This is a genomic window from Gammaproteobacteria bacterium (assembly GCA_030949385.1).
Lineage (GTDB): Bacteria > Pseudomonadota > Gammaproteobacteria > JAUZRS01 > JAUZRS01 > JAUZRS01.
This window is the reverse complement of sequence record JAUZSP010000001.1, coordinates 173,686-186,312: the sequence shown is the minus strand read 5'-3', so window position 1 is coordinate 186,312 and position 12,627 is coordinate 173,686. Positions and strand designations below refer to the sequence as shown.

Genomic DNA, 12,627 nt, shown 5'->3' with positions numbered 1-12,627 from the left:
TGGTGTTCTATTTTTCAAAGATGGAGGGAATCATAAATTAACTGGGCTAATTTGCCACTGATTCCTGGCACTTTAGACAAATCTTCAATGCCAGCCCGCTGAACACCTTGTAAACCACCAAAGTGTTTAAGTAAAGATTGGCGTCGCTTCGACCCTAGACCGGTTATTTTCTCAAGTACGGATTGAACGCGTTTTTTACCGCGCTGAGCGCGATGACCAGCAATGGCAAAACGATGCGACTCATCACGAATTTGTTGGATCAAATGCAGTGCGGCAGTCTCATTTCTAACATCAAGTGGTTTGGCTTTGCTGTGTAAAAATAACTCTTCATCCCCCACACGGCGAGCAGCGCCTTTGGCCACCCCAACCAAAGTCACATCCAATTGCAGCTCCTCGATAATCGCTTCTGCTTGAGAGAGCTGCCCTTTACCACCATCAACAAAGATAATCTCGGGCAGGGTAGCCTCTTCTTTGATCAGACGACTGTAGCGTCTCTGTAGCGCTTGTGACATGGCAGCGTAATCATCTCCTGGGGTGATGTTTTTGATATTGAAACGTCGATACTCACTTTTTAATGGCCCTTCGGCATTAAACACCACACAAGAGGCCACCGTGGCTTCACCTTGAGTGTGGCTGATATCAAAACACTCCATGCGTTGTGGCAGGTTTTCGAGCTGTAACAGATTCTTAAGGGATTGTAGGCGACGGTTCATGCCCGCACGGGAGGCGAGGCGACTGGTGAGGGCAATTTTGGCGTTGTTGACGGCCATCTGCATCCAACGTTGCCGTTCACCGCGCAGTTTATGACTTAACTTTATTTTTCTGCCAACCTTGTTGCTAAAGGCCTCGCTTAGCACCGTTTGATCTTCCAATGCGTGGCTGAGTAAAATTTCATTGGGAATTTCTTGCTGAAAATAAAATTGGCTCAGAAAAGCATAAATTACCTCGGTTGGGCTGCTTTTGAGAGCTATTTTAGGAAAAAATGACTTATTTCCCAGGTTGCGGCCATGGCGAATAAAAAACAGCTGAATACAACTTTGTCCACCTTCTTGATGGCAGGCAACCACGTCTAAATTACCACGCTCACCGCTGACGTACTGCCGTTCTTGCACACTCTTAAGTGCCCTAATTTGATCCCGAAATTGGGCTGCTTGCTCAAACTTGAGTGCTTTTGAGGCGGCTTCCATTTGTGTAATGAAAGTCTCAACCACCCGATTGCTTTTGCCTTCCAGAAAAAGACGGGTATTAAGCACATCAAGGGCATACTCTTCTTCACTGATGCGACCCACACAAGGCGCTTTGCAGCGTTTGATCTGATATTGCAAACAGGGGCGGGAGCGATTGTTAAAAAAAGAGTCATCACATTGACGCAGTTGAAACAGCTTTTGTAATAAGTAAAGGGTCTGTTTGACTGCATGGCCATTGGGGTAAGGGCCAAAGTAACGGTGTTGCTCGTTACGTCGTCCACGGTGGTAGGCGATGCGGGGATAAGGGGCTGAGGTCAGCTCAATGGAGGGGTAGCCTTTGCCGTCACGCAGAAGAATATTGTAACGGGGTTGATGCTCTCTGATCAGGTGAAACTCAAGAATCAGCGCTTCCGCCTCGGTGTGGGTGACGGTGGTTTCAATGCTCTGAATTTGGCTGACCAACAGACGGGTTTTTTCAGAGTCCACTTCTTTGCGAAAGTAGCTGCTGAGGCGGTTTTTGAGGTTTTTGGCTTTACCGACATAGAGAATTTTTTGTTCAGTATCGAACATGCGATAAACGCCGGGCTTTGTACTGAGATGTTTTAAAAAATGTTTTGAGTCAAAGGCTTGCGCGGGAGAGGGCATAGTCTAAATAGGCAGAGGCGCAGCGCCGATTATGAAACGCTGGGTTGTTCATTGAGGCCGTGTTGTTCGGCCAGCTTCATCAGTTCGACTACGCTGGGTACGGATAATTTATCCATCAACCTGGATCGGTAGGTGCTGATGGTTTTTGGGCTAAGACAAAGACGTTTGGCAATGTCTTGAGTACGCAGCCCTTGTGAAATGAGCATGATAATTTGCAATTCACGTTGACTGAGGCGATCAAAGGGGGTTTCGCTGGAGGGGTTGAGTGCGGCAATGGCCAGTTTTTGCGCGATGTCCGGTGAAATATAAGATTTGCCTTGGTGAATGGCCTCGATGGCCGTTTGCATCTCACTAAGGCCGCTGTTTTTACTGATGTAACCCACCGCTCCCGCACGCAGCAGTACTTTTGGAAACGGATCGGCGGTGTGGGCGGTGACAATAATGATTTTCTGCTTGGGATTCATCTGTAAGAGGCGATGGGTGGCTTCTAAGCCACCTATGCCAGGCATGGAAATATCCATTAAGATTATTTCAGGTTTCAGTTCCGCTGCCAGTCGAATGGCTTCTTCGCCGCTGGCCGCTTGTGCCAGCACGGAGATGTGCGCTTGGTCTTCGAGTAGGCGGCGGATGCCTTCTCGAATCAGCTCATGGTCATCGATGATCAGTAGGGTTATCACGTTGATAACGATCCGCCTTGGTTAGAGTGTCTCAGAAGTTTACCGCATAATTCCATGAAAAAAACTGAAAAAAGCAGCCTTAAGAGACAAATAAAGGATATTAAGGTGGTTTTTAATATTTAACCAAGGCGGATCCCCAAGTAAATCCACCGCCAAAGGCTTCCAGTAAGAGCGTTTCTCCTCGTTTAATGCGACCGTCACGTACCGCTGTGTCTAAGGCCAACGGCACGGAAGCCGCGGAAGTATTGCCATGCTCGCCAACAGTCACCACCACTTTGTCCATCGACATTTTTAATTTACGCGCCGTCGCTTTGATAATGCGGATGTTGGCTTGGTGTGGCACCAGCCAATCAATGTCGCTTTTTTCCAAATTATTGGCTGCCAGTGTCTCTTCAGCGATGTGGCCTAAGGTGTTGACGGCGATTTTAAACACCTCATTGCCTTTCATCTCCACGTAGGCAGTAGCGTCTAGAAGCTCTTGATAACGAGAGACCCCTTGAGGCAGTTGCAACAGGCTGGCGTAATCGCCATCGGCATGCAGGTGAGTGGAGAGCACACCTGGTTCTTCGCTGGCTTCCAGCACCACCGCCCCAGCACCGTCACCGAACAAAATACAGGTGTTGCGATCACTCCAATCGACGATCCGAGAAAAGGTCTCTGCGCCGATAACCAGCGCACAGGTGGCACTGCCGGATTGAATGAATTGATCGGCCACACTGAGCGCGTAGATGAAGCCGGTACAAACCGCTTGCACATCAAACGCCGCACAGCCGTGAATGTCCAGACGGCTTTGCAGCAGGCAGGCGGTGCTGGGAAAGACTTGATCGGGAGTGGTGGTGGCGACGATAATTAGATCAATGTCGCCTTTGCTTTTACCGGCGGCTTCCATAGCACGGCGACAGGCGTGTTCGGCCAAATCACAGGTGGTCTCTTCTTTGGCCGCGATGTGGCGTTCTTTAATTCCTGTGCGTTCTTGAATCCATTCGTCACTGGTATCGACCATTTTGGCGATGTCGGCGTTGCTTAAAATGGTTTCGGGCAGGTAGCTACCAGTACCACTAATGCGTGAATATGTCACACCGTTTCTCCTTCTAGGAGCTCTGTTTTAAGATGAGAATGAATGCGACTGGGGATGGCGTTGGCCACCTCTTCAATGGCAATTTCAACCGCATTGGCAAAGGCCAAGGCATCGGCTCCACCGTGACTTTTGATCACAATTCCCTGCAAACCAAGCAGACTGGCACCGTTGTAACGTCGAGGGTCAATGCGCTTTTTTAGTGATTTAAGCACCGGCAGTGAAAACAGCCCCAAAAGTCGTGTAAACCATGAACGATTGAACTCCTCTTTCATGGCGTTGGCAATCATTTTGGCTACTCCTTCGCAGGTTTTCAGCGAGACGTTGCCAACAAAACCATCACAGACCACCACATCTACACGGCCATTAAAGATGTCGTTGCCTTCCACAAAACCGATGTAGTTTAGATTGCTGTTGGCGAGTAATTTAGCCGCTTGTTTGACCTGTTCATTGCCTTTGATCTCCTCTTCGCCAATGTTTAACAAACCGACTTTCGGTTTGGCAATGTTGTCCAAAGAGTGACTTAGAACCGATCCCATAACGGCAAATTGATACAGGTGTTCGGCGCTGCTGTCGATGTTGGCACCCAGATCGAGCATGTGGGTATGGCCGCCAACGGCAGGCAGAGTGGAGATGATGGCGGGGCGATCAATGCCTGGCAAGGTTTTGAGCACGTAACGCGCTGTGGCCATCAGCGCACCGGTATTGCCTGCACTGACACAGGCATCTGCTTCACCGCTTTTGACCAAATTAATCGCCACGCGCATGGAGGAGTCGCGTTTTTTACGCAGTGCTTTAGAGGGGGATTCATCCATCGCCACCACTTGTGAGGCGTGCTGAATGATGAGGCGTGAATCAGAGCTGTAATCGTGTTTTTCAAGTTGACGTTGAATGTCGTGTTCATCTCCAACCAAAACCAGATGCAGTTTGGGGTGCCGATGTAAGATGTCCAGTGCAGCAGGTACGATCACTTTTAGACCGTGATCGCCTCCCATGGCATCCAGTGAGATGGTAAGCGACCTCGTCATAAAGCAAGCGCCTCAATTTAGCGGGGGGATAAAAAGTTAAGCGACTCGAAAGAGTCGCTTAAGCTAAACAAACAAGGGCTGTTGCCAGCCAGATTTTGTTTATTCGCTTTCTTGTACAGCTTTGGTATCAATGACTTTACGGCCTTTGTAAAAACCATCAGCGGTGATGTGATGACGCAGGTGAGTTTCGCCTGAAGTCTGATCAACCGAAAGGGTGGCGCTGCTCAGAGCATCGTGTGAACGACGCATGCCACGACGAGAAGGGGTTTTGCGACTTTTTTGTACTGCCATGATTCAATCTCCGAAACACTATCAATAAATAGAAGCAACATGAAACAATAAGTTAATGTTTCTGTTTCGCTTTGTTAAAATTTTCCAGCACTGCAAACGGATTTTTTCGTTTCGCAACACCGTCATTCTCTGAGATTTCGCTCTCAGAGTCTGTCTCTTCTGCTTCAGAACAAAATTCTGACCCAGTGTGTTTAGCCACCAAAGGCAAACAGAGAATCAACTCATCCTCAAACAGATCCGTAGCGTGAATGACCACCAGCGGATCAAGGATAATGGGATCAAAGTGCTCTGGTAGTTGATCCGCTTCATTCTCGTTTTCAATGAGTGCTAAACAAAATTCGTTTTCAACGCGCAATCGCATCGGCTTTAGGCAGCGTTGGCAGGTTAATGAAAACTCTGCTTTTAGTTCGCCTTTGGCGTAACGTACACCAGACACCTCGTTGCCAAAGGTCACTTCAACAGTTACTTCCCCTGAATTATCAAGGAGATAACCGGTAAGACGTTTAAAATGAGACAGCAAAATACCCCCTGAAAAGGAGACGTTTTTTTTTGCTAAATCAAAGGGTCTGATCTGTATGGGAAGCGGTGCGAACATAAGCGCGCAATCATAAAGGAGAAGCGGCCTAAGTGTCAAAGCCTTGTTTCGGGCTAATTTATTGCTTATTTGCGAGCGTAGGGGAATTTTCACTGGGATTCCCGCTCTGACCATGATATAGAAAACTCTAGAGATTCCTTTTTACTGCTTTACCGCTCAGTTTTGCGAAAGGAGCTTGAACCTTGATCAAAAAAATATTGATCGCCAATCGTGGCGAGATTGCGGTACGTATTGCCCGTGCCTGTGCTGAGATGGAGATTGTCTCGGTGGCGGTTTACACCGATGCTGATCGGCATGGTCTGCACGTTAAAAAGGCCGATGAGGCGTATAACATCGGTCCTGAATCCGTAGCCGGTTATCTGAATGTGCATCGTTTGGTTGATTTAGCCTTGGCCACAGGCTGTGATGCTCTGCACCCTGGATATGGTTTTCTATCGGAAAACCCCGAGTTGGCGCGTCGTTGTGAAAAACGTGGGGTTACGTTTATTGGCCCCCGTTCGGAAGTGATCGCGCGTATGGGGGACAAAATCGCCGCTCGTAGTGCGATGATGGCCGCTGGGGTACCGGTGATTCCCGGCAGTGAGAGCAATTTGGCCAACATCGAAGTGGCTTTGAGTTTGGCCGCTGAAATGGGTTATCCGGTAATGCTCAAAGCCACCAACGGCGGCGGGGGGCGAGGGATTCGCCGTTGCGATAATGACGACGAGCTGCGTTTTAATCTGCCTCGGGTCAAATCGGAAGCCACTAAAGCCTTTGGTCAAGGCGACATCTTTATGGAAAAAGCCATCGTTAATTCACGTCACATCGAAGTGCAGGTGATGGGTGACTCGTTTGGCAACGCCATTCATCTGTTTGAACGGGATTGCTCCATTCAACGTCGGCATCAAAAGCTGATCGAAATCGCCCCTTCACCGCAGATTAATGCAGAACAGCGAGAGTGGTTGGGTGAAATGGCGGTGCGGGCGTGCAAGGCGGTGGGCTATGAAAACGCCGGTACGGTGGAATTTCTGCTCGATGAAAACAATCAGTTCTACTTCATGGAGATGAACACGCGCCTCCAAGTGGAGCACCCCGTCACCGAAAGCATCACCGGCATTGATCTGGTTCAGGAACAGATCAACGTCGCCTCTGGCAAACCCTTGAGTGTGCAGCAAGAGGATCTGGCGGTGAACGGCATGGCGATGGAGTTTCGCATCAACGCTGAAGACCCAAAAAACGATTTTCTGCCCAGTTTTGGCCGCATCACCCGCTATTTTGCCGCTGGAGGGCCTGGGGTAAGAACCGATGCGGCAATCTATTCTGGCTATTACATTCCGCCTCATTACGATTCGATGTGCGCCAAATTGATCGTTTGGGCACCGGATTGGCCACGTCTGTTGCGCCGCGCCAAACGGGCGTTGAACGACATCGGTGTTTATGGGGTGAAAACCACCCTTCCTTATCAGTTGGAAATTTTAGAGTGTAAAGAATTTCAAGCGGCAACGTTTGATACCCGTTTTGTGGAGATGCACCCCGAGTTAATCGACTACTCGGTAAAACAAGATCCGCGCAGCGAGGCGGTGGTAATTGCCGCCGCTATTTTTGCGCACCGTTGCTGTACCGCACATGCCAAACAAGAGGATTGAAATAATGCCTGCTGTAAAAATCACTGAAACGGTTTTGCGTGATGCTCATCAGAGCCTGTTGGCCACACGGATGCGTTTGGCTGACATGCTGCCCATCTGCCAAAAGTTGGATCAGGTGGGGTATTGGTCATTGGAGTGTTGGGGCGGGGCGACCTACGATGCCTGTTTGCGTTTTTTGAAAGAAGACCCGTGGCAACGACTTCGGCAACTGCGCGAAGCGTTGCCCAACAGCCGTACCCAGATGTTGCTGCGCGGGCAAAATCTGCTCGGTTATCGCCACTATTCTGATGATGTGGTGCAAAAATTTGTCCAGTTGGCGGCCAACAACGGCATGGATGTGTTCCGAATTTTTGATGCCATGAACGATGTGCGTAACCTTCACACTGCCATTGATGCGGTTAAAAAAGCCGGGAAACACGCGCAAGGTACGATCTGCTACACCCTCAGTCCCGTTCACACCACGGAGCAGTTTGTAACGATGGCCAAGGCGCTGGAAAATCGCGGCTGCGACAGTGTAGTGGTCAAAGACATGGCGGGGTTGTTAACCCCCAGCGCAGCGGCGAATTTGATGCAGCAGTTAACCCTTGCGGTCAGCGTGCCGATTCATCTGCACAGCCACGCTACTTCAGGGCTGGCGGACATGGCGCAGTTGAAGGCGATTGAAAACGGTTGTTATCACATCGACACCGCCATCTCCTCGATGGCCAACGGTGCCAGTCATCCGCCCACGGAAAGCATGGTGGTGGCGTTGGCGGACAGCGAGTACACCACGGGTTTGGATCTGCCGCTGCTGCAAGAGATCGGTTTTTACTTTAAAGAGATCCGCAAAAAGTACCACCAGTTTGAAAGTGAGTTTACCGGCATTGATACCCGTGTGCATGTCAATCAGGTGCCAGGTGGAATGATCTCCAATCTGGCCAATCAACTCAAAGAGCAGAACGCCAGCGAACGTATGAACGAGGTTTTGGCCGAGATCCCCAAGGTGCGCGCCGACTTAGGTTATCCGCCGTTGGTGACACCCACCTCACAAATTGTGGGCAGCCAAGCGGTTTTTAATGTCCTTACGGGCGAGCGTTATAACAACATCACCAATGAGGTCAAACTTTATTTTCAAGGGCGTTACGGAAAAGCGCCTGGCACGGTTAGCGGTAAAATTCGCCAGTTGGCCATTGGCAACGAGGAGATTATCGAGGTGCGTCCCGCCGATCTGTTGCCACCAGAGTGGGATAAGTTAGAACGCAGTGCCGGTGAAAACGCTCAGTGTGAAGAAGATGCCATGATTGTGGCAATGTTTCCTGATCTAGGGGCGAGCTTTTTGGCCGAGCGAACCTCTGGCACCTTGACCCCCGAACCACTGGAGCCGATTCCCAACGGAGAACCGGCAGGCACTGCGCCGGTGGAATTCACCTTGACTCTGCACGGCGAAAATTACGACGTTAAAGTGACCGGAAGCGGCCATGAATCCGATGGCCATCGTCCGGTTTATTTGACTCTGGATGGGGTGCCAGAGGAAGTCTTGGTCGAAACTCACGCGGAGATGATGATGGGCGGCGGGGCGATCAGCAGCAGCCCTACCAGCAGCAGTGGGAGGCAACGTGCTACGGAACCGGGTCACGTGACCACCTCCATGCCAGGTACGGTGATTGAGGTGTTGGTGAAAGAGGGTGATCAGGTCAGCGAAGGTCAGCCGGTGTTGATTACCGAGGCGATGAAAATGGAGAGTGAGATTGCGGCTCCCATCGCTGGGGTGGTGAAAGGAATTTATGTGCAGAAAGGGGAGGGCGTAAATCCTGATGAGGTGTTGTTGGAGATTGAAACTGACTGAGATGGGATGTTTTGTCGTATAAAATGTCTTACACTGCGTAAGACATTTTATGTGAGATAAGCAGATGATTACTTTGAGGTTGGATGCCAAACTTGAAAGCAGTGTTGTTGAGGCTGCTCAGAAATTGGGGTTGAGTAAGTCGGAGTTGATCCGAAAAAGCATCGCTGAATTTATTGAGAAGTTGGATAAACCTTCTGCTTGGGAGCTAGGTGCTCCCATTTTTGGTCAATATGGCAGCCAATATGAAAGTCTATCGAGAGATAGAAAAGCATTGCTTCAAGAAAAACTTCAAGAAAAACAAAAACAACGATGAGAAAAATTTTGATTGATTCAGGGCCTCTGATTGCTCTGTTTGATCGCAGTGATAAGTACCATCGTTCTTCTGTAGACTTTATTCGGGATAACCACTGCGAACTTATCACGACACTTGCCTCGGTTACCGAAACATTGCACCTGCTTGATTTCAATAGAGGCGATAACACCAAATGATTTTGGTAGAATTAGAGCATTAACCATTAAATATTCCGATCTCCCGATGGATTTTTCTGATGCCTGCTTGGTATTTTTGGCAGAAAAACTGAATATTGATCACATTGCGACCATTGATCGAGATTTTGATGTTTATCGACGTAATAACAAGCATCCCTTTACAACCCTGATTAAATAAACCGCCGACGTTTACAAAGGTTTTCCATGAAACTCGTTTTAGCATCCACTTCACCCTTTCGTCACGAACTGCTCTCTCGTTTAGGCCAAGCTTTCGAAACGGCTGCTCCCGATTCTGATGAGAGTCGTTTTGACAATGAACCGGCAGATAAAATGGTGCTGCGTCTGGCGGAGAAAAAAGCCCGCAGCATTGCAGATAAGTTTCCCAAGGCGTTGATTATCGGCTCAGATCAGGTGGCGACGGTGGATGATCTGATTCTTGGCAAGCCAGGCACGCACGAAAAAGCGGTGCAGCAGTTACAGCACGTTTCTGGAAAATCGGTGCTGTTTCATACTGGGTTGTGCCTGTTAAACAGTGAAACGGATCAAGCGCAGAGGGTGTGGGTTCCTTTTGAGGTGAGGTTTCGCAGCTTGAGTGATCAGCAGATCGAATCTTATCTGCTAAAAGAGAAACCGTATAACTGTGCAGGCAGTTTTAAGTCAGAAGCGTTGGGAATTACCTTGTTTGAAAAATTGAGTGGCGATGATCCTACGGCGTTGATGGGGCTACCGCTGATTGAGTTAACCAGCATGTTGATGGCTGAGGGGTGTTTGTTGCCATGATGTGCCACTGTTCAACGGTTCTTGCTTCACATAACGGCGAGGGTAGAGAGTGAGACTAACTCAAAAACAAATTGAAGCGATTAAATCCAACTTCAATAACGTCTTTGGTCGTGGCAAGATTTTTCTCTTTGGCAGTCGTACCGATGACAGTAAGAGAGGAGGGGATATTGACCTCTACATTGTGGCCGATGAGCATGAAAATTTGGTGGAAAAGAAGGTGAAATTTTTAGTCATGTTGAAACGAGAGATTGGCCAACAAAAGATTGATGTTGTGTTGAATTATGACCAAAATCGCCTTATTGAGGTCAATGCCCGCAGAGAGGGTGTTCTGTTGTGAATGAACTGGAAAGCATTTTTGAGCGTTGTGATGCTCTTTTTGTTGGTGCAGAACTGGATTATAACGATCTCAAACAGATGAAAATGACCCCAGAATTTTTTAATGATTATCGTAATACTCGGATCGTTAATAGCTTCCTCTTCAACTTTGCCAAGTTGCAAGACGCCCTTGGCGCAAAGCTGTTTAGAAAATTACTGTATGAATTAAAAGAGATTGATACTCTCAATATGCCCATGATTGATGTGCTCAATATTCTGGAAAAGCGGGGTATCGTTGAGGATGTTTCAACGTGGGATGAACTGCGAGAAATTCGAAATGTTTTAGCTCATGAGTACCCTTTTGATCTGGCCGAACGTATTGCAAACATTCAGTTGGCCTTTAAGGGTTATGAAATATTGAAAACAATTTATGCTCAACTAAAATCCTTCCGCTAATAAAGTCTTAAAACATCGATTCCAGCAACAAACGCCGCTGCTGCTGATTAACTTTCAGATGCTGTAAAAACGACATGCCAAGCAGAGGGCGGTTTGGGTGAGCGCCTGGCAGTACCACGGCTTTGATGTTGTTGAGCTGAATTTGGCCAATGGAGATCTGTTTTAGATTAACCAGATGACCGCGAGTTTCACCGCTAGCGGTTTGCGCCCTGACCTCGGGGCCGGTTTTTGGCAGACCAAAACGTTCGGCATCGTACTCATTCATTGCCACCACAGAAGCCCCTGTATCAACTAAAAACTCTGTGACCTGGCCATTGACTTTACCCGATGCCTGATACATTCCTTGTGCATTTTGCTCGATTCTCACCGTCATGCGTCGTGGTTTTTGGTAGCTCGCCACAATGCTGTTGCTGCCCAGTTGAAACTGTCGTCGCTCTCCATTCACCTCGATTTCCGCTGAATCTTGAGTGGTGCTGAGCAGCCGCAAGCCTTGCTCTGTATGGTTGGTGCTGATGATTTTCTGTTTACCGTTGAGGATTACAGCGGCTTTGTTGCCAAACAGGCCGACCAAACGCAGGTTGTCGGCCACGGTGTATGGACTAAAAAGCAGCAGGACGAGTAGGGAGAGGGCGTTTTTCATCGACTTAGCTTACGCCACTTTTAGGTGAGGAAACATGATCCAGCAGATTTTGGAGAAATCGGTTCTCGGCTGTTTTGGCGTTTAACTGTGTCGATTGTTGCTCAAACTGCAAAGACAGTGCGTCATAGGTCGATTGTGATTTTTGCTGTTGAGTATGCAAATCTTGCCTCTGTTGTCGTTCAGAATCCAACCGTGCTTCACTGAGACTGAGAGACTCTTGTAGTTTTTGGCTGTGTTGCAGTAGGTTGTTTTGTTGGCTCAGTTGCAGCTCAAAACGCTGCTGCATTTCACTGATCTGCTGTTGGTTTTGCTGTGTTTTTTCTTCAAGCAGCGCCGATTTAAGTACCAATTGATGGTTTTTTTCCAGTAGGGCGTTCTGCTCTGTCTCCCTTTGTTCAATCTCCTTTTGATATTTTTGTTGCAGCTCTTTCTGTTTCTCTGCTGATTCTTCCCTTGCGTGTTGCAGGTTGTTTTTCAGTTCTGTGTTTTTTTCTCTGCTTTGTGCCCAGTTTTTCATCGCCAGTTGATGTTGAGCTTCTTCTGACTCCAGTTGTTTTTTCAGAGCTTGATTGGCTTGTTGCAACGCGGCATTGGTCTCTAATAATTGCTGCTGATCTTTTTGCAGTTGTTCTTGATCCTCTTGAGCCTGCTGCTTTTTTTCAGTGGCGTGGTCAATCTGTTGCTGCGCTTGTTGGCGAAACTCTTCTAACTGTTCTTCGGCTAACTGGGTGGCGGATTGCCAAATCTTCTGGGTGGCAATCTGGATCGCCTCTGGAATATCTGATGACGGTTGGCGGATTTTTTCGGACAACTCTTGCCACCAACTTTTTAAGGCTTCGTTGATGGTACCGGCGCTGCCACGTTGAGTGCGTTCACGAACATTGGCTACGGTGGGTTTGATGCCTTCGGCCAGCAGTTGGTCGGCGGTCTGTTTGACCAGCGTGCGGGTGTCGATTGAGTTTGAATCCATTTTTGGCTCTCAGTGATTTTGAATGCACG

The 12,627-nt window shown here is 48.5% G+C and carries 14 protein-coding genes and 1 pseudogene; 7 read left to right on the top strand and 8 right to left on the bottom strand.

The annotated features are described in order from the left end of the window. Window positions 1-14: 14 nt before the first annotated feature. From uvrC to Q9O24_00800, 6 genes are all read right to left on the bottom strand, one after another. On the bottom strand, window positions 15-1,832 hold the full coding sequence (uvrC, locus tag Q9O24_00825) for an excinuclease ABC subunit UvrC (protein MDQ7073720.1): 1,818 nt from the start codon (window positions 1,830-1,832) through the stop codon (window positions 15-17). 29 nt (window positions 1,833-1,861) lie between these two features. Continuing rightward, window positions 1,862-2,509 (bottom strand): response regulator, encoded by a 648-nt coding sequence (locus tag Q9O24_00820; protein ID MDQ7073719.1) that lies wholly within the window; start codon window positions 2,507-2,509, stop codon window positions 1,862-1,864. A 112-nt stretch (window positions 2,510-2,621) separates the two neighbouring features. Continuing rightward, window positions 2,622-3,587, bottom strand: coding sequence for a beta-ketoacyl-ACP synthase III (locus tag Q9O24_00815; protein ID MDQ7073718.1), 966 nt, complete (start codon window positions 3,585-3,587; stop codon window positions 2,622-2,624). Then, a complete protein-coding gene (plsX, locus tag Q9O24_00810) occupies window positions 3,584-4,612 on the bottom strand; it encodes a phosphate acyltransferase PlsX (protein MDQ7073717.1) in 1,029 nt (342 codons plus the stop codon). The genes Q9O24_00815 and plsX overlap by 4 nt, the downstream gene beginning before the upstream one ends. Before the next feature lie 99 nt (window positions 4,613-4,711). After that, complete coding sequence (gene rpmF, locus Q9O24_00805) at window positions 4,712-4,903, bottom strand: 50S ribosomal protein L32 (GenBank protein MDQ7073716.1); 192 nt, start codon at window positions 4,901-4,903, stop codon at window positions 4,712-4,714. A 52-nt stretch (window positions 4,904-4,955) separates the two neighbouring features. Beyond that, window positions 4,956-5,423, bottom strand: coding sequence for a YceD family protein (locus tag Q9O24_00800; GenBank protein ID MDQ7073715.1), 468 nt, complete (start codon window positions 5,421-5,423; stop codon window positions 4,956-4,958). Between the two features lie 257 nt (window positions 5,424-5,680). On the opposite strand from Q9O24_00800, the gene Q9O24_00795 reads away from it, so the two are divergent. From Q9O24_00795 to Q9O24_00765, 7 genes and pseudogenes are all read left to right on the top strand, one after another. Beyond that, window positions 5,681-7,123, top strand: coding sequence for an acetyl-CoA carboxylase biotin carboxylase subunit (locus Q9O24_00795; GenBank protein ID MDQ7073714.1), 1,443 nt, complete (start codon window positions 5,681-5,683; stop codon window positions 7,121-7,123). Between the two features lie 4 nt (window positions 7,124-7,127). Beyond that, the gene (gene oadA, locus Q9O24_00790; protein ID MDQ7073713.1) at window positions 7,128-8,948 is read left to right on the top strand and encodes a sodium-extruding oxaloacetate decarboxylase subunit alpha; all 1,821 of its coding nucleotides are present in this window, start codon (window positions 7,128-7,130) and stop codon (window positions 8,946-8,948) included. A 64-nt stretch (window positions 8,949-9,012) separates the two neighbouring features. Then, window positions 9,013-9,261 (top strand): CopG family transcriptional regulator, encoded by a 249-nt coding sequence (locus Q9O24_00785; GenBank protein MDQ7073712.1) that lies wholly within the window; start codon window positions 9,013-9,015, stop codon window positions 9,259-9,261. Beyond that, window positions 9,258-9,615: pseudogene (locus tag Q9O24_00780) on the top strand (pilus assembly protein). The gene Q9O24_00785 and the pseudogene Q9O24_00780 overlap by 4 nt, the downstream one beginning before the upstream one ends. Window positions 9,616-9,641: 26 nt before the next feature. After that, window positions 9,642-10,217 carry a Maf family nucleotide pyrophosphatase gene (locus Q9O24_00775; protein ID MDQ7073711.1) on the top strand — a complete coding sequence of 192 codons (576 nt, stop codon included), beginning with the start codon at window positions 9,642-9,644 and terminating at the stop codon, window positions 10,215-10,217. Window positions 10,218-10,266: 49 nt separating this feature from the next. Next, entirely contained in the window at window positions 10,267-10,554 is a 288-nt protein-coding gene (locus Q9O24_00770) for a nucleotidyltransferase domain-containing protein (protein ID MDQ7073710.1), read from the top strand. Next, a complete protein-coding gene (locus Q9O24_00765; GenBank protein MDQ7073709.1) occupies window positions 10,551-10,988 on the top strand; it encodes a hypothetical protein in 438 nt (145 codons plus the stop codon). Before Q9O24_00770 ends, Q9O24_00765 begins: the two co-directional genes overlap by 4 nt. A gap of 7 nt (window positions 10,989-10,995) precedes the next feature. On the opposite strand, the gene Q9O24_00760 is transcribed toward Q9O24_00765, so the two are convergent. Both Q9O24_00760 and Q9O24_00755 read right to left on the bottom strand, forming a co-directional pair. Next, on the bottom strand, window positions 10,996-11,628 hold the full coding sequence (locus Q9O24_00760; protein MDQ7073708.1) for a retropepsin-like aspartic protease: 633 nt from the start codon (window positions 11,626-11,628) through the stop codon (window positions 10,996-10,998). A 4-nt stretch (window positions 11,629-11,632) separates the two neighbouring features. Continuing rightward, window positions 11,633-12,598 (bottom strand): DNA-binding protein, encoded by a 966-nt coding sequence (locus tag Q9O24_00755; protein ID MDQ7073707.1) that lies wholly within the window; start codon window positions 12,596-12,598, stop codon window positions 11,633-11,635. Window positions 12,599-12,627: the final 29 nt, after the last annotated feature.